This window comes from Streptomyces diversicolor (assembly GCF_057537855.1).
Window position 1 is genome coordinate 38,786 of record NZ_BAAJXA010000015.1, and the last position, 20,189, is coordinate 58,974.

The 20,189-nt window shown below is 70.4% G+C and carries 22 protein-coding genes, 1 tRNA gene and 1 pseudogene; 9 read left to right on the forward strand and 15 right to left on the reverse strand.

Features of this window, described 5'->3' with window-relative positions; genetic code table 11:
- Positions 1-27: 27 nt before the first annotated feature.
- Positions 28-1,089: a right-handed parallel beta-helix repeat-containing protein gene (locus AC27LF_RS19170; protein ID WP_479657520.1), complete on the reverse strand. Its 1,062-nt coding sequence runs from the start codon at positions 1,087-1,089 to the stop codon at positions 28-30.
- A gap of 60 nt (positions 1,090-1,149) precedes the next feature.
- The gene (locus AC27LF_RS19175) at positions 1,150-2,040 is read right to left on the reverse strand and encodes an aminoglycoside phosphotransferase family protein (protein ID WP_479657519.1); all 891 of its coding nucleotides are present in this window, start codon (positions 2,038-2,040) and stop codon (positions 1,150-1,152) included.
- Between the two features lie 10 nt (positions 2,041-2,050).
- Between AC27LF_RS19175 and AC27LF_RS19180 the strand changes: the two genes are divergently transcribed.
- On the forward strand, positions 2,051-2,716 hold the full coding sequence (locus AC27LF_RS19180; protein ID WP_479657518.1) for a rhomboid-like protein: 666 nt from the start codon (positions 2,051-2,053) through the stop codon (positions 2,714-2,716).
- Positions 2,717-3,087: 371 nt separating this feature from the next.
- Here AC27LF_RS19180 and AC27LF_RS19185 read toward each other — a convergent pair whose 3' ends face one another.
- Positions 3,088-4,068: a zinc-binding dehydrogenase gene (locus tag AC27LF_RS19185; RefSeq protein ID WP_479657517.1), complete on the reverse strand. Its 981-nt coding sequence runs from the start codon at positions 4,066-4,068 to the stop codon at positions 3,088-3,090.
- Positions 4,069-4,137: 69 nt separating this feature from the next.
- A complete protein-coding gene (locus tag AC27LF_RS19190; RefSeq protein ID WP_479657516.1) occupies positions 4,138-5,298 on the reverse strand; it encodes an NAD(P)-binding protein in 1,161 nt (386 codons plus the stop codon).
- A 209-nt stretch (positions 5,299-5,507) separates the two neighbouring features.
- On the opposite strand from AC27LF_RS19190, the gene AC27LF_RS19195 reads away from it, so the two are divergent.
- Positions 5,508-6,212 (forward strand): pentapeptide repeat-containing protein, encoded by a 705-nt coding sequence (locus AC27LF_RS19195; protein WP_479657515.1) that lies wholly within the window; start codon positions 5,508-5,510, stop codon positions 6,210-6,212.
- A gap of 367 nt (positions 6,213-6,579) precedes the next feature.
- Here the strand turns inward: AC27LF_RS19195 and AC27LF_RS19200 are convergent, their stop codons facing one another.
- The 4 genes and pseudogenes from AC27LF_RS19200 to AC27LF_RS19215 form a co-directional block, all read right to left on the reverse strand.
- Positions 6,580-7,080: a hypothetical protein gene (locus AC27LF_RS19200; protein ID WP_479657554.1), complete on the reverse strand. Its 501-nt coding sequence runs from the start codon at positions 7,078-7,080 to the stop codon at positions 6,580-6,582.
- A 44-nt stretch (positions 7,081-7,124) separates the two neighbouring features.
- Positions 7,125-7,376 (reverse strand): annotated as a pseudogene (locus AC27LF_RS19205) (response regulator transcription factor); the annotation flags it as partial.
- A gap of 55 nt (positions 7,377-7,431) precedes the next feature.
- The gene (locus AC27LF_RS19210; RefSeq protein WP_479657514.1) at positions 7,432-8,028 is read right to left on the reverse strand and encodes a hypothetical protein; all 597 of its coding nucleotides are present in this window, start codon (positions 8,026-8,028) and stop codon (positions 7,432-7,434) included.
- Between the two features lie 458 nt (positions 8,029-8,486).
- Positions 8,487-8,999: an ATP-binding protein gene (locus tag AC27LF_RS19215; RefSeq protein ID WP_479663358.1), complete on the reverse strand. Its 513-nt coding sequence runs from the start codon at positions 8,997-8,999 to the stop codon at positions 8,487-8,489.
- Between the two features lie 221 nt (positions 9,000-9,220).
- On the opposite strand from AC27LF_RS19215, the gene AC27LF_RS19220 reads away from it, so the two are divergent.
- The 5 genes from AC27LF_RS19220 to AC27LF_RS19240 all read left to right on the forward strand — a co-directional run bounded on the left by AC27LF_RS19220 (position 9,221) and on the right by AC27LF_RS19240 (position 13,166).
- A complete protein-coding gene (locus AC27LF_RS19220; RefSeq protein ID WP_479657513.1) occupies positions 9,221-10,549 on the forward strand; it encodes a hypothetical protein in 1,329 nt (442 codons plus the stop codon).
- A gap of 10 nt (positions 10,550-10,559) precedes the next feature.
- Entirely contained in the window at positions 10,560-11,120 is a 561-nt protein-coding gene (locus AC27LF_RS19225) for a GNAT family N-acetyltransferase (RefSeq protein ID WP_479657512.1), read from the forward strand.
- Positions 11,121-11,252: 132 nt separating this feature from the next.
- A tRNA-OTHER gene (locus AC27LF_RS19230) sits at positions 11,253-11,344 on the forward strand.
- A 105-nt stretch (positions 11,345-11,449) separates the two neighbouring features.
- Positions 11,450-12,355, forward strand: coding sequence for a radical SAM/SPASM domain-containing protein (locus tag AC27LF_RS19235; protein WP_479657511.1), 906 nt, complete (start codon positions 11,450-11,452; stop codon positions 12,353-12,355).
- Positions 12,333-13,166: a protein kinase family protein gene (locus AC27LF_RS19240; protein WP_479657510.1), complete on the forward strand. Its 834-nt coding sequence runs from the start codon at positions 12,333-12,335 to the stop codon at positions 13,164-13,166. Before AC27LF_RS19235 ends, AC27LF_RS19240 begins: the two co-directional genes overlap by 23 nt.
- Positions 13,167-13,323: 157 nt before the next feature.
- On the opposite strand, the gene AC27LF_RS19245 is transcribed toward AC27LF_RS19240, so the two are convergent.
- Together AC27LF_RS19245 and AC27LF_RS19250 are read right to left on the reverse strand one after the other, a co-directional pair.
- Positions 13,324-13,668 carry a hypothetical protein gene (locus AC27LF_RS19245; RefSeq protein ID WP_479657509.1) on the reverse strand — a complete coding sequence of 115 codons (345 nt, stop codon included), beginning with the start codon at positions 13,666-13,668 and terminating at the stop codon, positions 13,324-13,326.
- Positions 13,665-14,126, reverse strand: a complete 462-nt coding sequence (locus tag AC27LF_RS19250; RefSeq protein WP_479657508.1) for a cupin domain-containing protein — start codon at positions 14,124-14,126, stop codon at positions 13,665-13,667. Before AC27LF_RS19250 ends, AC27LF_RS19245 begins: the two co-directional genes overlap by 4 nt.
- 144 nt (positions 14,127-14,270) lie before the next feature.
- Between AC27LF_RS19250 and AC27LF_RS19255 the strand changes: the two genes are divergently transcribed.
- On the forward strand, positions 14,271-14,906 hold the full coding sequence (locus tag AC27LF_RS19255; RefSeq protein WP_479657507.1) for a TetR/AcrR family transcriptional regulator: 636 nt from the start codon (positions 14,271-14,273) through the stop codon (positions 14,904-14,906).
- A gap of 363 nt (positions 14,907-15,269) precedes the next feature.
- Here AC27LF_RS19255 and AC27LF_RS19260 read toward each other — a convergent pair whose 3' ends face one another.
- From AC27LF_RS19260 to AC27LF_RS19275, 4 genes are all read right to left on the reverse strand, one after another.
- Positions 15,270-15,443, reverse strand: coding sequence for a hypothetical protein (locus AC27LF_RS19260; RefSeq protein WP_479657506.1), 174 nt, complete (start codon positions 15,441-15,443; stop codon positions 15,270-15,272).
- Positions 15,444-16,106: 663 nt separating this feature from the next.
- Positions 16,107-17,336 (reverse strand): helix-turn-helix domain-containing protein, encoded by a 1,230-nt coding sequence (locus tag AC27LF_RS19265; protein WP_479657505.1) that lies wholly within the window; start codon positions 17,334-17,336, stop codon positions 16,107-16,109.
- Positions 17,337-17,767: 431 nt separating this feature from the next.
- The gene (locus AC27LF_RS19270; protein WP_479657504.1) at positions 17,768-18,283 is read right to left on the reverse strand and encodes a GNAT family N-acetyltransferase; all 516 of its coding nucleotides are present in this window, start codon (positions 18,281-18,283) and stop codon (positions 17,768-17,770) included.
- A 207-nt stretch (positions 18,284-18,490) separates the two neighbouring features.
- Positions 18,491-19,066, reverse strand: a complete 576-nt coding sequence (locus AC27LF_RS19275; protein ID WP_479657503.1) for a TerD family protein — start codon at positions 19,064-19,066, stop codon at positions 18,491-18,493.
- A gap of 170 nt (positions 19,067-19,236) precedes the next feature.
- On the opposite strand from AC27LF_RS19275, the gene arfB reads away from it, so the two are divergent.
- Positions 19,237-19,665 (forward strand): alternative ribosome rescue aminoacyl-tRNA hydrolase ArfB, encoded by a 429-nt coding sequence (gene arfB / locus AC27LF_RS19280; RefSeq protein ID WP_479657502.1) that lies wholly within the window; start codon positions 19,237-19,239, stop codon positions 19,663-19,665.
- A 44-nt stretch (positions 19,666-19,709) separates the two neighbouring features.
- Here arfB and AC27LF_RS19285 read toward each other — a convergent pair whose 3' ends face one another.
- Positions 19,710-20,180 (reverse strand): GNAT family N-acetyltransferase, encoded by a 471-nt coding sequence (locus tag AC27LF_RS19285; RefSeq protein ID WP_479657501.1) that lies wholly within the window; start codon positions 20,178-20,180, stop codon positions 19,710-19,712.
- Positions 20,181-20,189 lie beyond the last annotated feature (9 nt).

Here is a 20,189-nt window from a genome sequence, read left to right on the forward strand (position 1 = left end):
GGGGCTACGGGATGCGGTGGCCGCCGGTCAGCACATGCCCGAGGGCTTGGAGGCCCGGCAGGAGTTGCCGCTGAACGCGTTGCCCCGGCCGGGGTCCGTGTTGACGAGGTCCGCCGGGGCGTTGTCCGCCAGCAGGTTGTCGCTGATCCGGTTCCGTTCGCTGGTGACGCCCACGAAGCTCTTGAACAGGACGATGCCGCCGGACAGCGGTGACCGGCCCGCGTGCCCGGTGACCAGGTTCCGGGTGACCAGGGTGTCCTCGGCGCCGGTCAGCACGATCCCGGAGCCCTGCAGTCCGGGCAGCCGCTCGGTCTTCGGACAGGACCTGTTGTTCTGGGTGATCCGGTTGTCCCGCACGGTCAGGGCGCCCGCCCGCGGCTTGTTCTCGTCGCCGACGACGAACATGCCGACGCAGTTGCCGGTGACGTAGTTGTCCGCCACGGTGAGGTTGCGCAGCCGCCGTACGGTGACGCCGATGCGGTTGCCCTCCAGCCGGTTGCTCTCGACCAGCGCGCCCCCGGTGTCCTGGGCGCCCTCCTCGGCCGTGACGGTGTTGGCGAGGAACAGGCCGGCGTCCCCGTTCTCCTTGGCGTAGTTCTGCCGGAAGACGCCGTGCACGGACCGCTGCTGGGCGATGCCCCAGACGCCGTTGCGGACGGCGTACACCTTGCTCACGGTCATCCCGTCGGTGCCCATGCCGAACACACCGGCCTTGGGGAAGCCGGTCACGGTCAGGTCGGCGACCGTGACGCCCTCCAGGCTGCGGGTCCTGGTGCCCATCACACAGATGCCGTTGCCGCGCTCGGCGCATTCGGTCGTGGCCTTCTGCCTGGACGGCTGGAGCACCGTGCCCTGGCCCATGCCGCGCAGGGTCACTCCGGGCGTGCTCACCGTGACGCTCTCGCGGTAGCTGCCGGGGGTCAGCAGGACGGTGTCACCGGGCCGGGCGGCGTCGACCGCCTTCTGGATGGACTGGCCCGGGCGGACCACATGGGTCGTGGGGGCGGCGTCGGCCGGAGTGGTGGCACCGAGCGCCGCACCGGCGAGCGCGGCGGCGCAGGCCAGATACGCGATATGGCATTTCGTCATATCCAGTACGCTATGGCTGATTAGCTGATGAATAGGGCGGATGGTCCATCCGGCGGCGTGTCATCCGCGCAGTGCACGCCCGATCTCCAACTGCACGGTCTCCAGCGGCCGTCCGTCTTCCAGCTCCCACAGACAGTTCTGCAGCACCCGCCCCAGCGTCCAGGCCCGCGCCCGCTCCCGGTCCAGGCCCAGGGCGTCGGTCAGCGCGTCGAAGCGCCAGTGGGTCTCCGCCGGGTCGTAGCGGTTGTCGATGGCGGGGAGCAGTTCGAATCCGGGGTCGCCGGCCAGCGGCTTGGGGTCGATGGCCAGCCAGTCGGCCCGCCGCGCCGCGAGCACGTTCTCGAAGTGCAGGTCCCAGTGCAGCAGCCGGTCGCCGGGCTCGGCCAGCACCTCCCGCACGGCCGCCGCGCAGTCCGCCACCAGCCGCCGGTCCGCCGGGTCCGGGACGCGGCCGAGGGCCCACGGCACCTGTTCCAGCATCAGCCGCGCGATGTCCCCGAGCCGCCGCATCCCCGGCGGGGCCGGCCGCGCCGTCAGCTGGGCCAGCAGCGCGCCGATGACCCGCACGGCCGCCCGGGCGTCCGGCACGTCGCCCAGCGTGCGGCCCTCGTCCAGCCGTTCCAGCAGCAGCGTGCAGGTCGGCTCGTCGTGCTCCAGCAGCCGCACCGCCCCGTCGCCGTCCCAGGCCCGCAGGGCGAGCGGTTCGCCCGCGCTCTCCTCGTCGAGCGGCTGGAGCTTCAGCGCGGCCGGCCGGCTGTCGGCGCGGACCACCGGCAGGACCAGCGCGCACACCCCGTACATGGCCGGACCGTCGATCCGCAGCTCCCACCGCCGCAGGAACTCCGCGGCCCGCCGCGGCAGGTCCGCGACGAACGCGCGCCCCGCCTCCCCGTTGAACTTCTCCTGTGAGGCGGCCAGCTCGCCAGGCACTTCGATCACCTTGCCGACCATACTGACGGGTGTGAACCGGGTCATCCGAATTCGGCGCCGGCTCAGGGCGGCGGCGCTCTATGTGCGCGGCGCCCCGGGGACCTACGTCTGGCTGCTGATCCTGTTCGTCACCACCGTCGCCCTGCACTACATGTCCCCGGCCTTCGAGCGGGAGTTCCTGCGGCAGCGCTCGACCAACATCCACGAGCTGTCACGGGACCCGGTACGGGTGCTGATCAGCAGCGCGATGTGGATCGACAGCGGCCACTGGCTGCCGTACGCCGCCCTGTACACGGTCTTCCACGCCCAGGCCGAACGCTGGCTCGGCACCCTGCGCTGGCTCGCGGTGTGCGTCGCCGCCCATGTGCTGGCCACGCTGATCAGCGAGCTGACGCTGCTGAACGCCATCCGGGAGGGCGCCGCACCGCAGCGGGCCGTCGACACCCTCGACATCGGCGTGAGCTATGCGCTGGCCGGCGTGGTCGGCGTGCTCACCTACCGGATCGCGGCGCCCTGGCGGTATCCGTATCTGGCGGCCGTGCTCGCGATCGTGCTGGTGCCGCTCGTCACCGGCGCCACCTTCACCGACTTCGGGCACTTCCTGTCCGTCCTGGTCGGCCTGGGCTGCTATCCGCTGGCCAGGGGCCGGGGAAAGGCATGGAACCCGAAGGAGACACTGACCGCCTTCCGGGGCTGACGCCCGCGCATGAGCACGGTCGGCTGCGGCGCCGGTCAGCTGCGGGGGCGGTCGGCTGCGGCGCCGGTCAGCTGCGGCGGCGGTCGGCTGCGGCGCTGTGGGGCAGCTGCGGCTCCGTCGGTCAGCCGCGGCGCCGTCGTGGCTGGTCGCGCAGTTCCCCGCGCCCCTTCGGGCGCGGGCCGTGACCGGGGCGTGGTTCTGGTTCGGGCGCGGGCCCCTGGCGGGGGTGCGGTTCCGGTTCGGGCGCGGGCCCGTGACCGGGGGTGGGTTCCGGTTCGGGCGCGGGCCCCTCGCCGAGGGTGCGGTTCCGGTTCGGGCGCGGGCCCGTGGCCGGGGTCGCGGTTCGGGTTGGGTGCGGGGCCCGGCCGGGGTCACGGTTCCAGGACCACCTTGCCGATCGTCGCGCGGGTCTCCAGGGCTCGGTGGGCGGCCGCCGCCGCGGTGAGCGGGAAGCGGGTGACGGCGGGCCGCATGCGGCCCGCGGCCGCCTCGGCGAGCGCGCGCAGCTCCAGCGTGCGCATCGGGTCGGTGCCGCCCGCCCGGCCGAGCATCACCGGGCCGAGCACCTGCTCGGATACTCCCTCTACGAGGTACGGGCCACCGGCGCCGATGCCCTCGGCCGACCAGCCGAAGACGATGTGCCGCCCGCCGTCCCCGAGCAGCGCGACCGCCTCCCGGGCCACGTCACCGCCCACCCCGTCGAAGACGACCGTGGCCCGCCGCCCGCCCAGGAACGCGCCGACCTTCTCCGGCCAGCCGGCCTGCGTGTAGTCGACGGCGAGATCGGCGCCGTTCGCCCGCACCCGCGCGACCTTTTCGGGCCCGCCCGCGAGCCCGATCACCGTCGCGCCGGAGTGGCGCGCGTACTGCACCAGCAGCGTGCCGATGCCGCCCGCCGCCGCCGGCACCACGACCACCGAGTCCGGGCCCAGCTCGGTGAACTGCAGGATCCCCATCGCCGTACGGCCCGTTCCGATCATGGCGACGGCCTCGGCGAAGTCCAGGTTCTCCGGTATCTCATGGACCCGGTCGGCGTCCGCGACGGCGAGTGACGCGTAGCCGCCGGGCGCGAAGCCGAGGTGGGTCACCACGCGTCGGCCGCGCCACTCATCGGCGACCCCCTCGCCGAGCGATTCGACGACACCGGCCACCTCGCGTCCGGGCACCGTGGGCAGGGCGGGCGGCTCGGGCAGCGGGCCCAGGTGCCCCTGCCGCAGCGCGGTGTCGAGGAGGTGGACCCCGGCCGCGGCCACGGCGATACGGACCTGGCCCGGCCCCGGCACGGGATCGGCGACCTCCTCGTGGACCAGGTTCTCGGCCGGGCCGAAGGAGTGCAGGCGAACGGCGTGCATATGGGACCCCCCGTGAGGCGTTGCGGTGTCTTCTCGCCGCCCACCCTTCAACCTCAAGCGCGCTTGACGTCAAGCGCGCCTGAGGTCGAGCGCACGCCGGCCGAGCGCCAGCGACACGGCGGTCAGGGCGCTGTTGAAGGACACCTCCGACAGCACACCCGGCGCCGCGACCTGGTCACCGGCGAGGTACACGCCGTCCCCGCGGTCGATCGCGGGCCGGTCCCGCCAACTGGTGCCCGGCAGGTCGACCGCGCCGGTACGGCCCCGTGCGACGGCGTCCCGCCGCCAGGTCACCCGTTCCCGCCAGCCGTCGAAGCCCAGGTCGAGCAGTTGCTCGGCGCGGGCGACGCCGTCCGCCCGTGACCCGCCGGGCCTGATCGGGATCTGCCCCTGGATCAGCTGTTCACCGGCCGGGGCGAGCGACGGGTCCGCGGCGGTGAACCGCTCGATCCAGCCGGGCGCGTCGAGGTCCGATACGGCGAAGGCGTCGCCGCGCCGGGTGCGCACCGCCATGTCGACGAGGACCGTGCACCCGCTGGGCCAGGCCAGCGAGTCGTCGCCGAGCAGTCCGCGGGCGGCGTCCAGGGAGGTTGCGACGATCACGGGCGTGTCGGTCGGCACGGTGTCGACGCGGGAAAGCGTCTCCATCCGCACCCCCAGGTTCCAGGCGCGCGCGGCCATCCCGTCGATGACGCTCGCCCAGCCTCCGCGCGGATAGTGGGCCTCCGGCGGCAGCCGGGTGGCACGGCGCAGCCGCTCCTGTACGAAGGCGGCGGACAGCGCGCCCGGGTCGTGGTGGAAGAGCGCCACGGCGCAGTAGTGCGCGGCGGCCAGGGCGCCCTCCTCGCCCGCGACGGCCGTCGCCCAGCCGAGGAAGTCCCGGTCGACGGGGGCCTTCGGGGCGCCCGGGCGCAGCAGCTTGAGCATCGCGAAGGGCGGGGTGCGGCGCAGCACACCGCGGTGGCGCAGCCGCAGCCGGGCCGCCGCCCGCGGCGGGACCGGGGCGATCGGCCCGAGCAGTCCGCGCCGCTTGAGCCACGCCCAGTGCGGGCCGCCGCTGTACAGGGCGTGCGGGCCCTCGTTCGTCCGGTACGGTCCCTCGGCGGTCCGCGCCCGCCCGCCGAGGGTGTGGTGGGCTTCGTGGACGGTGACCTTGGTGCCTGCCTCCGCGGCGGCGACGGCCGCGGTGAGCCCGGCGAGGCCGCCGCCGATGACGGTGATGCGGTGCATGGGTGGGTCCTCCCTCGGGCCGGGACGGCCCTGCGGTTACGTTCTGGGCGTTCTGGGCGTTCTGGGCCTTCGACGTTCTTGGCGTTCGACGTTCTTGGCGTTCGACAACAGGACGGGTGAAGGCGCCCGGAATGTGACATGGGGGCGGACAAAGATGGCATCGCCGCAGGTCAGGGGGGATTGTCAGAGGCGTGCGGCAGGATGAGGGCATGGCGAGGAAAACGACTGGGGGCACCGGCGGGTCCGGTGGGCCGGGCCGGACCGGGGTGCGGGCGGCGCGCCGCCCCGAACTGCGGCTGCCGCCGCTGGCGCCGTACGACGGAGGGGGGCTGCGGCCGGACGGCGACTACGACGGCGTCGAGTTCAGGGAGGCGGACCTGACCGGCCAGGACGGCGGGGGCGCCCGCTTCATGGACTGCGCGCTGACGGAATGCGTCCTCGACGAGACGCGGCTGCGCAGAGCCCGGATCCTCGACACCGCGCTGACCGGGATACGGGGCGTCGGCACCGACCTCGCCGACTCGACCCTGCGGGACGTCGAACTGCTGGACGCCCGCCTGGGCGGCACCCAGGCGCACGGCGCGGTCCTGGAACGGGTCCTGGTCCGCGGCGGCAAGATCGACTACCTCAATCTGCGCACGGCCAGAGTCAAGGACGTCGTCTTCGAGAACTGCGTCCTGGTCGAACCGGACTTCGGCGGGGCCCGTCTGGAACGGGTCGAGTTCGTCGACTGCACGCTGAAGGGCGTGGACCTCGGCGGTGCCACCCTCACGGACGTCGACCTGCGCGGCGCCGTCACGCTGGAGATCGCCCGTGGCGTGGAGCGGCTGTCCGGCGCGGTCCTCAGCACCGGTCAACTACTGGACCTGGCACCGGTGCTGGCGGCCCAACTGGGCATCCGAGTACAGGACTGACCGGACGGCCTCCGCCGGGGCGGCCCCCGCCGTCGGGGCCTCCCCCAGGGAACCTGACCACGGGGCCTCCGTCACGGGGGGACCCGACTGCTGGGTCGGTGACTACGGGGCCTCCGTCACGGGGATCCGACCGCGGGGGATCCGACTGACGGCGGACCCGACCACGGGTCGGCGACTACGGGGCCTCCGTCACGGGTGACCCGACCACGGCGGACCCGACCACGGGTCGGCGACTACGGGGGAGCCGACCACGGCGGATTCGACTACGGCGGATTCGATCACAGAGGCCGGCCTCGGGTCCCACCAAGGGGGTCCGTCACGGGGCCGTGGCCTCGGGGGCTGTGACCGTGGGCGGGCCCAGGTCGGCTCATGGCATCCGGGGGAAGCGGGCCTGGAGTGTCCACACGGCCGGGTTCTCCGCCAGGGATTCGTGCAGGTCGGTCAGGTCGGCGAGCAGGTCGTGCAGGAAGTCCCGTGCCTCACGGCGCAGTTCGGCGTGGGAGAAGGACAGCGGGGGCTCCTCGGCCGGCATCCAGTCGGCCTCGATGTCCACCCAGCCGAAGCGGCGCTCGAAGAGCATGCGGTCGGTCGACTCGGTGAAGTCCAGTTCCGCCCGCTGCGGCCTCGACGCCCGCGAGCCCGCCGGGTCCCGGTCCAGCCGCTCCACGATGTCGCACAGCGCCCACGCGAAGTCCAGCACCGGAACCCATCCCCAGGCTGTGGACAGCTCCCGGTCCGTCTCGGTGTCCGCGAGATAGACGTCCCCGCAGAACAGGTCGTGGCGCAGCGCGTGGACGTCCGCCCGCCGGTAGTCCGTCTGCGGCGGGTCCGGGAAGCGCAGGGAGAGGGCGTAGCCGATGTCGAGCACGGGTGCGATGGTGTCACGCCCGCGGATCCGCACCGCGGCGGCCCTCACGGCAGCCGCCGCCGCTCCTTCGCCACGGCCACCGCACCCGCCCGGGTGTCCACGCCCAGCTTGTAGTAGATCCGGCTGAGATGCGTCTTCACCGTGGCCTCACTGATGAACAGGGCACGCGCGATCTCCCGGTTGCCGAGGCCCTGCGCGAGCTGCGCCAGGATGTCCCGCTCGCGGTCGGTGAGCGTGGGGCGCGGGCTGCGCGGCTGGACCCTCACCCGGCCGGCCACCGGCGCGCGGGACGTGCTGCATGGGCCGTTCCTCCACGGTGAGGCACGAGTGTGGTGGGGCCGGCCCGGTCCGTCAGGCGACCGCCGCCAGTGCTGCGATCCGGGCGAACTCCTCTTCCAGGCGGTCGCGTCCGAGGGCTGCGAACTCGCGGTCGAGGTCCGCCGGTGTCACCTCGCGCAGCTCCACCATGGTGCGGGCGGCACGGACCCAAGGAGCCCACTCCGACCCGTACTTCACCTGCTCCATATGACCCCCCGGGATCGGCTGAAGCGTCACGGGATGGTGAAGGGGACCGACCACACCCCACGCGGGCACACGCCTCGCCCACGCCGCCACGAACCGCCCACCCCGCAAGGCATGACAGAGCTGGATGGAGATTCCGGCGCAGGGAACGCATACCGGCGGGCTCGTGGTCCGTTCCCCTTCCCGGATCGCGCCGACGCTGTCCCGCAGGAGAAACAGATGCGGACCATGCGGGTCCGGCGGCGTGCGGGAGCACACCTGGCACATCATGTTCAGCATCGCGCGGCGCTGCCGGTAGGGGTGGACGTTGCGGAGCTGTGGGCTGCCCCGGCGCCGCTTGGGCCGCAGGGCGTACCGGGCCCACAGCACGCCGAAGCTGTCCCGGTCGTACGGGGTTTCATCCGCGTACGCGATCCCCGGGGCCATGCGGCGGCGGACGATCGGACACGACAGGAGCCTTTCCTCACTCCATCCGGCGATGTAGGGGACGACGCCTGGCGGTGCCGGAGGCAACACGATCGAGAACCTTCCTGTGTTGAGAAGAGGGTGGCGGCCCGCCGGCCCCCGCTGGGGAGAGTCGGGAGCGGGAAGCCGGCGGGAGCCTGGGGGCTCCGGTCGCCCCCTGGGGCGTGAGCGACCGGAGCCGGTCATCGGGTCAGCGGCCGATACCGGCCACGAGGGCGCCCATGAGGACGGCCAGGACCAGCCCGTAGAAGAACTGACCCCGCGGACTGTCCGGCTGCATGCGCATCAGACGAGCACGCAGACGCCGCCGCCGTACGTCTGCCACGTACGGAACCGGTCCAGCACCCTCGTGAGGGTGGCGCTGTCCGGCGGCGGGGTCCATGGCGTCACAGCGCGAGTCCAGCGCCGGACCGAGACGGTCACCTGCCCTCCCTGAGTAGGCTGAGGTGACACCAGGCACAGGTGCCGTCGTCGCTGAAACCCCACGAACCTCCAAGCTCCGTGATCAGCAGGTCCACGAGGAGCAAACCGCGACCGCTTTCCGCCTCGTGGTCGACGTGGTGCAGCTGAGGGATGGGGGCGGGCGACCAGTCGTAGACCTCGAAACGGACTTCATCTGGAGCCGGCATCCAGCCCCGCACGTCGATCGACGGGCATCGTCCGTGCTGTACCGCGTTGGCGCATAGCTCTGAGACCACGATCAGGACGGCATCGATGTCGTCGTCGGGCATCTGGCACTGGGAGCGGACCCATGCCCGCGTGACGCGTCGGGCGGCCTGCACACTCGACGGCTCGGAGCGGATTGCTATGCCGAAGGCCGGCAGAACAGCCCCTATCGCCTTCTCGGGTGGGGTTGCCTCTAGCAGGCTGATTGATCCGGCAGCTCTTGGGGGCATGTGGGGGCTCCCTGGTCCACGATTGTGCTCGGTCATGCACTCTCAGTGAGGGTTGCTACGAGCGTTGCAATCGCGCGCAGACGGCTCTACCCCCAGACCGCCCCCGGGTTCTGACACGAAGTTGACCGCACCCCTCGGAACTTCCCCGGACTTCCCTCGGAGTCAGTAAGTACCGTCTGCACGGGGCAACTTGACGGGGACGGCGTTCTACCGTCATGGCAGTGACGTGCTAGCGAACGGGATGGGAGGCAGGGGCCTTGTTGTTCTTCCGGTACATCCTTGAGGCGCGCGGCATACGAACACCCGAGGACGTCCTTCCGCTCTACAGACAGGCCGCCGCAAGGCTCGGCCTGGAGAACGCTGACCCGGCGTCAAAGACGGTGGAGGGATGGTTCTACGAAGGCAGGAAGCCACAGCGGGCTTTCCGTCCGGTCATCGTCGAAATGCTGGGGTACAGCATCGACGACCTGTGGACCGAGGTGCTCGAAGGAAGCACTCCGAACTTCGTTCCGCTCGCCGACGCGTCACCGACACCACACCATGCCGACGTTGGCGTGGACCTGACCGAGATGAAAAGGACGGGCGCGATGGCTGTGCAGCGCGCGAAGGACTTCCTCCTTGGGAAAGACCGCGAGACGGTGGGCGAAGACACACTCGGCCTGCTCGATGACGAAGTGATGCGCTTGGTCACCGCGTACCCTCGCGAACCTCTGTCAATGATCTGGCCCGACCTTCTTGAGACCCAGGAGCAGGTGTTCCGCCTCCTCGAAGGAGGCCGGGTGCGTCCCTCCCAACTGCGCGACCTGTATGTCAAGGGCGCCGTGCTGTCGTTCCTCGTCGCCAAGGGCTTCAACGACATGGAGGTGCCGCATCAAGCCATGACCATGACCCGGGTCGCCGCCTCGTGTGCCAGGGACGCGGAACACGCCGGACTCATCGCCCTCACCGACGGACTCAAGTCGCTGATCGCGTACTGGGCGGACAAACCCGAGGACGCATTCCACTACGCGAGCCAGGGAGCCGAGACCGCGGCGAACCTCCGCGGCACCGTCGGCCTGTGGCTGCTCGGCCTTCAGGCCCGCGCCGCCGCGGTCCTCGGCGACGAGGAGACCGTGCGCACTGTGAACCAGGCCGCTGCGGATCGGCGTGAGCGTGTCGTCCACGACGACCTCGACCAGCTCGGCGGACTGTTCACGTACGCGCCGGAGAAGCAGCTCTACTACGCGGTCGAGTCGGAAGCGCTCCTTGGCCACGGTGACGCGCAGCTCGCGGCGCAGGCGGAACAGGCCGTGCTGGGCTTCAGCGATCCCAGCTCCCCGAACTGGGCCTTCGGCGATCTCGCGGGCTCACAGTGCGACCTCGCCCTGATCCGTCTCTTCGGCGGCGACATCGAAGGGACCGCGGATGCGATCCGTCCGGTGCTGAACCTGCCGTCCTCACACCGCAACAACGGGATCGTCGTCTCCGCGCTGCGGGTCCGGCATGCGCTGATGGCCAGTCCCGCGCGGACGGCGGTCGTCGCCCGGGACCTCCGCGCGGAGATCGAGGCATTCCCGGCGAGCCGGCCCGCACTGACCCGGGGGTAGAGTCCGCGCCATGCATCCGGTCGCTCGTTCCAGCACTCGCCTCGCCCTCCGCGAACTCACCATCGAGGACGTGGACATGGTGCTCGCCATCTACGGCAGCCCCGAGGCAACGGAGCACCTGTCGTTCGAGCCGCGCACCCGCGACCAGGTCGCCCAGATCGTGACCCGGTCCATCGCCGCCGCGACGGCGGATCCTCGCAGCGAGTACGCGCTCGCCGTCGTCAAGCAGGACACAGACGACGTGATCGGGTTCGGCCGGCTCGCCATGGACCCCCACCAGCAGCGCGCCGCCACCTTCGGCTTCGCGCTGCGCCCGGACGCCTGGGGCGTCGGCTACGGTCTCGAAACCGTTGTCCTCCTCCTCGGTCTCGGGTTCGAGGAACTTGAACTGCACCGCATCTGGGGCGCCCGTTCCCCGCTCAACGAAGCCTCAGCGAAGACGATGGCGGCGGCGGGCATGGTCGAGGAGGGCACCATCCGCGGTCACATCCTCAAAGCCGGGCAGTGGCGTGACTCCGTCGTACACGCCATGCTCGCGGACGAGTGGGCCGCCCGCACGCAAACGCCTTAGGTCTTCTGACCCGTGTATACGACGCGACGGTCCTGGGCCCGACTCACGCGTCGTAACCCTTCTGCCGCACGATCGGCCCCCACCGGTGCATGCTCCCGCACACATCCCCCGTCGGGGCGGGGAGAGTCCACCCCCTAGTAGCTCAGTGGCAGAGCGCCAGTGCCGCCTGTCAACGCGGGATGCGGTTGGCACCGAAGACTCCGGTTCGAATCCGGACAACGGGACTGCTCGCCCTGGAGGACAGGGTCCAGGACAGCCCGAGCACCACCGGGGCGAGCCCTGCAAGACGCATCACCTCGAATCGGAAGCAACGAACGAGAGGTACGCGAATGACCGTCATCGCAGAGACGCCGTTGATCGAGGCCGCTACTACGACCGGCTTACTGTGGCTCGACCTCACCCGGAAGTGCCAACTCGCCTGCAAGCATTGCCACAACGGCTCCGGGCCGGACGGCACGCACGGTTCGATGACCGCCGAGGACTGGACGCGCGTGCTGGATGAAGCCGCCGCGGTCGGTGTCACCCGAGTGCAGTTCACCGGGGGTGAGGTCACAATGCACCCCGACGCACCGACCCTGATCGACCACGCGCTGAAGCTCGGCCTGGCCGTTGAGATCTACAGCAACCTCGTTCATGTGAACGAGGGCTGGTGGAAGCTACTTCGGTACAAGGGCGTCAGCCTGGCCACGTCGTACTACGGCCTGGAGGACGCGCACAACGCAGTCACCCGCCGGAACAGTCACGCCCGTACCCGAGCGAACATTGTGAAGGCGGTGACGGACGAGATCCCGATCCGCGTGTCCGTGATCGTCTCCGACCCCTCCGACACCGGCAACGAGACGAAGCGGGAGCTTCAGGCCCTGGGCGTCCGTAACGTCCGCGTCGACCACGTCCGGCCTTTCGGGCGTGCGGCGAACGGACAGGAGCCGTCCGCAAATGGCCTCTGCGGTCGGTGCGGGGACGGGCGCGCGTCCATCGGCCCGAACGGCTCGGTGTCCCCGTGCGTGTTCTCTACATGGCTAAGCGTGGGAAACGTCCATGATGCGCCGCTGGGCACTATCCTCAGCGGCCCCGAGATCGCACAGGCCAACGCGGGCATTCGAGCGGGACGCAACCGGGGTTGTGGCCCCGACAGCCCCTGTGGCCCGGACAGTGATGCCCGCACCTGCTCCCCCGACACCGACGACGAGTGCTCTCCGGGGACACCCGGAAGTGATTGCACCCCCAGGAATTGAGCGGAATATGGACACCGATCTTCCCGAATCTGCGATTCTGCCCTTGATCCAGGAGCGCACGGGGCCTGTGGTCGGGGTCCGGCGGACCGCGCGCGGCTTCGGTTCGGATCTGACGGTCATTGTCGAGTGTGCCGGGGGCCCGTTCTTCGTCAAGGCGATGCGCAACCGGCCCGGCGGCCGGCGGAGGTCCCTCATCAGGGAAAGGCAGATCAACGCCTACCTCGGACACATCTCCCCGCCTCTGCTGTGGGACGTGGAAGGCGAAGACTGGTTGGTCCTGGGCTTCGAAGTGGTCGACGGTCGGTCGGCCGACTTCACGCCCGACTCGTCTGATCTCCCACTGGTGGTCGGCGCCATCGGGGAGATCGGTCGGCTGTCTCTTCCGGAGATCGCCCGAGACTGGACCGAGACCCGATGGGACCGGTTCGCCTCAAACGCCTCGGAGGCCGAGTCGTTCCGGGGAGACTCACTTCTCTACACGGACATCAACCCGAGCAACTTCCTTGTAGGGAAGCGGCGGGTGTGGGCCGTGGATTGGGCGTGGCCGACGAAGGGGGCGGGGTTCATCGATCCTGCGATCTTGGTTCTCCAGCTCATCGCGGCCGGGCACACCCCGGACAGTGCGGAGAAGTGGGTGGCCCCGTTGCCTGCGTGGCGCAAGGCGGCTCCGGGGGCGATCAGTGCCTTCGCCGCCGCCAATCTGCGGATGTACAGCGAACGCGCGGAGCGGAACCCGGACGCGGACTGGCTGAAGTCCATGGTGGCGTCGTCCCGGGCATGGACCGACTACCGGGGCATCACGGTGAAATGACCAGGCTGGGCGGGCCCAAGGACCGCCGCGATTGTCGCGGCGAGCATGTATTCCGTCGCGATCCGGCTCGGATGCCCCGAGCCGCCCAAACCCCGGCACCACGCTCAAACAGTGCCGGTTGCTGAACTTGTCCGGCCTCCCATCGAGTGAGCCGCGCTCACGCGGTGGCGACAGCCGTTGCGACGTGTATCGCGGTCAGGAGCGAGGCACCCGCGATCATCGTCCATTTCCGAGTGGCGACTCCGATGACGGCGTCGCCGACTTGGGCCGCGGCGGCCGCGCACAGGATGAGCGAGCCGGCGGGACCCGGCCACGCGAGGGGTGCGACGAGGGCCGCCACCCCCAGTGGCACTCCCCTGGTCGCGTACATCCAGCCGTAGAAGCGTTCGCCGGCGGTCGGTGTACCGCTCTCACTCAGCGCCGCCGGGCGTACGCCTCCCACCAGCGCGAAAGCGATGGCGGCTACTGAGGCGACAGCGTTGGCCCCCAAGAGAAGGTTCACGAGGCGTACTCGGTCGACGGTTCGGTGCCGTACTTCGTCCAGACCTTCGCGACGGCGTCGTGTGACAGCGGCTGCCCTGACTCGACCATGGCCTTGAGGTCACGGAAGTACTGCACGTACAGGTCCGGAGTGAAGGTGTTGAGCATGACCGCCGTGTCGTCGGTCACGTTGGCGAAGGTGTGCGGTGCGCCCGGCGGGACCATGACCCACGTACCGGCTCCGACGTCGTAGTCGTCCTGCCCGACGGTGAACCGCACGCTGCCCGAAAGTATGTAGAAGCCCTCGTCGTGCTGTGCATGGCGGTGCTGCGGAGGCCCGGCGGTGTGCGGGGGGATGGTGATTTCACCCATCCCCAGGCGGTGGTCGGTGTTGCTGCCGTCCTCAAGGATCCGGATGGTCGACGGGCCGTTGACGATGAGTTCGCCCTCGCCGGGACCGGTGATCGACACCTTGGCCATGAAGTCTCCCTGACTGGTGGGGTTGCCAACGCCAGGACCTTATGGTCGATCCGAACATCTATGCAAGTCCACTCTCAAAAAAACAGTAGACTCTCTTTCGGTGGCCTCGCCGGATATGCTTTCGGTCGGCACGGAAGGATGGTCATGGCCCAGCGGAGTCGCCCGAGCGGGCTCAGCAATCAGATGGAACGCACCAGGTCGGCGATCGTCGCGGCCGCGCGCAACCTCGCCGACACCGGCGCGGAGATCACGATGCCGGGGGTCGCGGCCGAGGCGCGGGTCTCCGAAGCGACCGCCTATCGCTACTTCCCCGACCTCCTCTCGCTCCTGCGCGCCGCCGTGATGACGGAGGATCTGGTCGCGGCCCTGCGATCGGCGACGCGCGGCGACGACCCGGTCGAACGGATCGGTCAGGCCGCGGAGATCCTCGGCCGGGCGGTGCTGCGCAGGCAGGGTGCCGTCCGGGTGGTCGTCGCCTCGACCATCGCGAAACCCTCGGCGTCCAAGGACCGTCCCGCCCACCGCTTCGGACTCATCGAGCACGCTCTTGCCCCGTGGACCGACAGATGCGGCCCCGCGCAGCGCGCGGACGTGGAACAACTGGTCCGCGGTCTCGCCCTCGTGATCAGCGCTGAGTCGCTGTTCGCCCTGATCGACCTCTGTGGCCTGACCCCCGACGACGCGATCGCCAGCCTCGTGACCACCGCACGGCAGATGACCGCAGCGGCAGTCGCGGCCATCCCCACGAGACCCGCCACCGACCGAACCGCCGAATGCTGACCGCGCTTGCCGCACGAGAGGTATCCCGTACTCCGCCACACTGCGGCCCCTATGGCAAGCGGCGAGCCGAAGGAGCCCGCGAGCGGCGTCCGGGAAGCCCGACGCGTGGGGGCCGGCCCGGATCGCGTGAGGCGTCCGGCGGTTGAGGGTGTCGACCAGGTCGGAGGCGTTCGGATCGGAGGCGTTCGGATCGGAGGCGACCGGCCCGGACACGGCCGGCACGCCCGCAGCATGCCGATATCGGCCGGACAGTCCCCGCCCAGCGCGACCGCGGGACTGGCTCCGAACACCGCGCGTACGGTACGAAACCATGCCCAAGCCGTACCGTGGAACTGCGGTGGTGGTTCGGAGCGGGCCGGGTCGTCAGGCGACCGCCGTCAGCTGCGCGATCCGGGCGAATTCCTCTTCCAGGCGGTCGCGTTCGAAGGCTGCGAACTCTCGGTCCAGGTCCGCCGGTGTCACGTCGCGCAGCTCCACCATCGTGCGGGCGGCCCGGACCCACGGCGCCCACTCCGACCCGTACTTCCCCTGCTCCAAATGGCACCCGGGGATGCGCTGGAGTGTGACGGGGTGGTGAAGGGGGCCGACGACTCCCCACGCGGGTACGTGCCTTGCCCATGCCGCCACGAAGAGCCCACCCCGCAGGGCATGGCAGAGCTGGATGGAGATCCCGGCGCACGGTACGCACACCGGCGGGCTCGTCGTGCGCTCGCCTTCCCGGATCGGGCCGCAGGAGTCCCGCAGGAGAAAGAGGCTGGGGTGGAGCACAGCTCGACTTGCGCCGGGGTGAGCACGAGCACCGTCTCGCAGGCGCCGCCGTCTTCGTAGTGAACGATTACCGGCAGCGCGGCCTGCTGGGCACGGTGGTCGTAGATGGCGTCTCGCCGCATAGGCGTGACGTGTGTGACCGGCACCGGTACTGGGCGCAGGGTGGTCCCGTCCGATTTGGCACGCCAGTCTACGCCCCCGCCCGGCGGACGCAGTTGGTACGACGCCGAGGTTTCGCTGGGCAGCGCGACGACTACGCCGATCCTTCCGTCCTTGGCGAGGTCAAGTACCAGGTCGCCGAGGCGGGGGTGAAACGGGGCGCCAGCGCATAACTCAGCGCCCGGAGCCGGAAGTTGCTTCGCGGTTCGTTCGGCCATGCCCCGAAGCTAGGAAGGTCTCCGCTTCCCAATATGAACAGCAGGAATACGACCCTCATCCGTCGAGGTGGAAGCGGTCTGACATGCGGCGCAGCTTCTCACGGGTGCTTGCCCGCTCGGCGTACACGATGCTGCGCAGGGTTGACCGGGCGATGGGGTGATTGCGGACGAGCTGGGGGGCGATGCGCTCGGCCTTCTCCAGTTCCTTCAGTGCCTTGTCGCGGTTCCCGTCCCAGAGCCAAGCGCGGGCCAGGTCCATGTGGTGGTGGCCCTGACGGGAGTTGGGAAGCGACTCGATCAGTTCCTTGCTCGTGCGCCGGTTTATTGACAGCGCCTCCCGCTGCTCATGCATCTCCAGCGCGACGCTGATCGCGTGGATCTGCACGTTCCCCGCCGAGAAGGTCAGGCTGTGGCGGTCGTAGACCGGAGGGCCGACAGCCTCCGTCATCCGCTTGGCCGCACCCCGCGCGTGCGTGATCCGGTCCTTCGCTTCCGCCTTGCGACCGCCCCGCGCAGCCGAAACAGCCGCGCGCAGCTGCAGTGACCCCCACGCCCGCACGGCCAGCGGCTCACCCCGGTCATATTCCTGCTGCACGCTGTGAATCGCCTTGTCCGAGAGGGCAATGGCGTCATCCCAATCCGCCGTGGCCCACATGTCCCAGACGCGCATCCAGTCGGCGAGGGCAGGCATCACCGGGTCGGCTGACAGCCGTGCGGACCATGCGGCCCGTTCACAGGCCATGGCGACCAGCTCTGGGTGGCCAAGGGCGTGCGCGGCGGTATGAGCGAACTTGCAGCACACTGCGTAGATCGCAAATGCCTCTTCCTGCTCGTGACCCGTGGCGACTTCGGCCAAGGCGCGAGCCTCACGGAACAGGTCGGGCAGCACTTCCATGATCGCCGCGTTGGCGGCAGCGTCGCGGAGGCGGTGCAGACGAGTGGTTTCCTGCCACAGCTGACCGGCCGGGCGGGGATTTCCATCGAAGACCGGAGCGAGGTCGTAGCGGCGCAGCTCACGCATGATCGCTGCGGCAGAGACCTGCCATTGGTTCTCGGCCGGAGAGCTGTTGTACGGCCGTCCGATCAAGTCGTTCGGATGTACGTGCAGCTCCGAGGCGAGCAGGTTGAGCAGGCCGACGCGATCCAATTCGATGTGTCCGCGTTCCATCTTGGACACCCAGCCCTGCGTCTTGCCCAGGGCAGCAGCGAGGTCGGCTTGCGTCATGCCGAGGCGGAGTCGGGCGCGGCGGACGCGACGGCCGATCTGTTCGGCTTCTTCCAGCATCAGCGCTCCCCCCCAATGGGCGAGGCGCCGGCGGTCCAGCAGGCGGCGAGGCATCGTGCTCCATCCGTCGGGTTTCTACCCTTGACGGTACCGAGGCCGCGTGCCGCGTGGGCAGTGGTACAGGTCAGGAAGTGCCCCGTATGAGCGGCGGGCGGCCTGCGGCCCTGCGCACATCGTCCCGCCGAGGGGCATGTCCCGCGTCGTGGTGTACGGGATCAAGCGTGACACGTTCCGATATGAGGCTTCAGGTGATCTTCGTCGAGCCGGTGGTCCACCAGGCACCCTGCTGAGGCATATCGAGCGCCCGATGGGGCGGAGCGACCGCCGCCGACCTGCGCATTCCGGCGACTTGATCGGCTATACCACCCGGCGGGACGCCATCCGCGAACTCTGTTGCGCCCGAGACGGGGCCGGCGGCAGGGCGTGATGGGTCAGAGTGCGTGCAGCGTCTTGCGCATGACCGTGCAGGGCCTGCCGTGTGCGCGGTCCGGTCGACGGTCGATCACCTCGTACCCCAGCGCGGTCCAGAAGGCGAGGCCCTTGGAGTTGTTGTCGAGGACGGCGAGCCGGACCGCGGTGCGCCCGGCCGTGCGGAAGCGTTCCTCGACCAGTGCGGCGAACCGCCGCCCGTACCCCCGGCCCTGCACCCCGGCGTGCACCATCAGCAGCCCGATCCACGGGTCCGGGTCGAGCGGATCAGGATGCCGGGCGAGGGTCGCCGCGACGCCGACCAGCCGCCCCTCGCTGCGCGCCAGCAGCACCTCCGCCTCCCGGTGCGCCAGTTCATCGGCCAAGGCCGCCGCCACCTGGTCCTGCCGTACGTCGTCCGGGTCCGGGAAGTCGCCGCTGAGGGCGTGGAAGTCGCGGTTGGAGGCGTACAGCGCGGTGAGTTCGGCGAGCACGGGGGCCGGGATGTCACGGTCGGCGGGCAGGGGCTCCAGGATCACCGGTGCACCGTATCGCCCGTGTCCCGGGCGCCTGTGCCCGGCCGGTACCCGCTCGTCGGCCCCGGCAGCCCCGTCATCCGGCTCGCGCCCTCCGGCGTCGCCCCCGCCGCCGACGCCGGCCGGGGTTGCCTCCGCGAGACCGGACCGGACGACGCGGCCGGGCCGGACCGGTCCTGTCAGCCCGGTTCGGGCCCGGCCGCGTAGGGGTCAGACGTTGACGCCGAAGTCCTGGGCGATGCCGACCAGGCCGGACGCGTAGCCCTGGCCGACCGCGCGGAACTTCCACTCGGCGCCGTTGCGGTACAGCTCGCCGAAGACCATGGCCGTCTCCGTGGCGGCGTCCTCGGAGAGGTCGTAGCGGGCGATCTCGGCGCCGCCGGCCTGGTTGATGATGCGGATGTAGGCGTTGCGGACCTGGCCGAAGTTCTGGCCGCGGTTCTCGGCGTCGTAGATGGAGACCGGGAAGACGACCTTGTCGATGTCGGCCGGGAGGGCCGCCAGGTTGACGTTGATCGCCTCGTCGTCGCCCTCGCCCTCGCCGGTGCGGTTGTCACCCGTGTGGACGATCGTGTTGTCCGGGGTCTGCTTGTTGTTGAAGAAGACGAAGTGACCGTCCGAGTAGACCTTGCCCTGCGTGTTGACCGCGATCGCGGAGGCGTCCAGGTCGAAGTCCGTGCCGGTGGTGGTGCGGACGTCCCAGCCGAGGCCCACGGTGACGGCGGTCAGGCCCGGAGCCTCCTTGGTGAGCGAGACGTTGCCACCCTTGGACAGGCTTACAGCCATGGTTTGGGAGTCCCTTCCCTCGTTACGTACGTACGGCTTCGTACTGGGGACGAAGCTACCGTCACCGGGAAGAACGCCAAGGGGGGTCCAAGAGGTTCCGCATGCCTTTACCTTTTTTACCTTCCGCTAATTCGGGTGACGCGGAGCGGGCGGGGCGCGACCATGGACACATGTCCGGTCCCTACGTCATCCGTGGCTCCGTCTCCCTGCCCGAGGCCGAGCTGATGTGGCGTTTCTCACGCTCCTCGGGGCCCGGCGGGCAGCATGTCAACACCAGTGACTCCCAGGTGGAGTTGCGCTTCGACCTGGCGCGGACCGAGGCGCTTCCCCAGGTGTGGAAGGACCGGGCGTTGCGGCGCCTCGCGGGGCGGCTGACCGATGGCGTCATCGCCGTCCGCGCCTCCGAGCACCGGTCCCAGTGGCGCAACCGGGAGGCCGCCGCGGTGCGCCTCGCGGCGCTGCTCGCGCAGGCGACGGCCCCGCCGCCCAAGCCCCGCAAGCCGACCCGGATCCCACGCGGCATCAACGAGCGGCGCCTACGGGAGAAGAAGCAGCGCTCAGAAACCAAACGAGGCAGATCATCCCGCGACTGGACCTGACCCGCCGCCCCGTCAAGGCGTCCCACTCCGCCCGCCCCACGCCATCACTGCGTCAGCTTCAGTACCCCGACCGTCTGGCCGCCGCTGGTTTCCGTGGTGGTGCTGAAGCCCAGGCGTTGGTAGAAGCTCTCCGGGCCGGTCGGGCCGGGGTGCCAGCTGACGTAGAGGTGGCTGTCGCCGCGGCGGCGGAGTTCGGCGGCGACGGACTCGACCGCGAAACGGCCGTACCCCCGGCCCTGTTCGCCGGCCGCGATGTTCAGCCGCCACAGGCCCGAGCGGACCACGCTCCCGTCGCCGTGCCAGTCGATGCCGAGGAAGGCCATCAGGAAGCCGACCGGGCGGTCGTCGTCGCCGTCCACGATCAGTCGCGGCCAGGCGACGCCCGCGGGGTGCGCGTACGCCTCGGCGAGGGAGTGGGCGACGGGCCGTACCGCGTGCTCCTGCTCGGGCCTGACCCGGATGCCGAGGGCGGCGTCGACGGTGCGCGGTGTGATCTCTGCCAGGCGGGGCGTCATCCCGGCACG

Coding starts and splice junctions, on each gene's coding strand:
- AC27LF_RS19170 (WP_479657520.1), bottom strand. CDS start 1,089: ATGACGAAATGCCATATCGCGTATCTGGCCTGCGCCGCCGCGCTCGCC.
- AC27LF_RS19175 (WP_479657519.1), bottom strand. CDS start 2,040: ATGGTCGGCAAGGTGATCGAAGTGCCTGGCGAGCTGGCCGCCTCACAG.
- AC27LF_RS19185 (WP_479657517.1), bottom strand. CDS start 4,068: ATGCACGCCGTTCGCCTGCACTCCTTCGGCCCGGCCGAGAACCTGGTC.
- AC27LF_RS19190 (WP_479657516.1), bottom strand. CDS start 5,298: ATGCACCGCATCACCGTCATCGGCGGCGGCCTCGCCGGGCTCACCGCG.
- AC27LF_RS19195 (WP_479657515.1), top strand. CDS start 5,508: ATGGCGAGGAAAACGACTGGGGGCACCGGCGGGTCCGGTGGGCCGGGC.
- AC27LF_RS19210 (WP_479657514.1), bottom strand. CDS start 8,028: ATGGCCCCGGGGATCGCGTACGCGGATGAAACCCCGTACGACCGGGAC.
- AC27LF_RS19215 (WP_479663358.1), bottom strand. CDS start 8,999: ATGACCGAGCACAATCGTGGACCAGGGAGCCCCCACATGCCCCCAAGA.
- AC27LF_RS19225 (WP_479657512.1), top strand. CDS start 10,560: ATGCATCCGGTCGCTCGTTCCAGCACTCGCCTCGCCCTCCGCGAACTC.
- AC27LF_RS19235 (WP_479657511.1), top strand. CDS start 11,450: ATGACCGTCATCGCAGAGACGCCGTTGATCGAGGCCGCTACTACGACC.
- AC27LF_RS19250 (WP_479657508.1), bottom strand. CDS start 14,126: ATGGCCAAGGTGTCGATCACCGGTCCCGGCGAGGGCGAACTCATCGTC.
- AC27LF_RS19255 (WP_479657507.1), top strand. CDS start 14,271: ATGGCCCAGCGGAGTCGCCCGAGCGGGCTCAGCAATCAGATGGAACGC.
- AC27LF_RS19265 (WP_479657505.1), bottom strand. CDS start 17,336: ATGCTGGAAGAAGCCGAACAGATCGGCCGTCGCGTCCGCCGCGCCCGA.
- AC27LF_RS19275 (WP_479657503.1), bottom strand. CDS start 19,066: ATGGCTGTAAGCCTGTCCAAGGGTGGCAACGTCTCGCTCACCAAGGAG.
- arfB (WP_479657502.1), top strand. CDS start 19,237: ATGTCCGGTCCCTACGTCATCCGTGGCTCCGTCTCCCTGCCCGAGGCC.
- AC27LF_RS19285 (WP_479657501.1), bottom strand. CDS start 20,180: ATGACGCCCCGCCTGGCAGAGATCACACCGCGCACCGTCGACGCCGCC.